Raw genomic sequence first — 453 nt, forward strand, 5'->3', positions numbered from 1 at the left:
CGGGGGCGGATTCGGTGTTGGTATCGTTGGCATAGGCCTTGGCGGAAAGGTCCACGGCCGCGCCGACGGTCCATGCGGCGTTGGGTGCATAGTCCAGCGAGAGCCGCGCCACGTGCCGCGCCGTGCCCGGCAGGCGGTTGCCTTCCGCCACCGCCGTACCGCCCGCGCCCGTGTAGGCACTGCCGAAGAACGCGTCCAGGTAGGTATAGGCCGCGCGCGGCGTGAACGCCCCGGCGCTCGCGCTCCAGGACAGCTCCATGCCGCGGCGGCGCACCGAATCGGCGTTCTGGTACACGGTGCGGCCATTCACCGTGGCGGCCGGCACGATCTCGCCGCGCGTGCGCGCGTCGAACCAGGCGGCTTCCACGCGGTGGACGGCGCCCTGCCATTTGGCTCCGACCTCGAACTGCCGGCTGCGCGCCGCCTCCAGCCCGTAGTTGGGACCGCTGTTGG

1 protein-coding gene is annotated in these 453 nt (G+C 72.2%); it reads right to left on the bottom strand.

Annotated elements, in window-relative coordinates; genetic code table 11:
* On the bottom strand, positions 1-453 hold a 453-nt coding region (locus E1292_RS50670; RefSeq protein WP_132606901.1), incomplete at both ends, for a TonB-dependent receptor domain-containing protein.

Origin of the sequence: Nonomuraea deserti, assembly GCF_004348685.1 — a bacterium.
In the GTDB taxonomy this organism is placed as follows: Bacteria; Actinomycetota; Actinomycetes; order Streptosporangiales; family Streptosporangiaceae; genus Nonomuraea; species Nonomuraea deserti.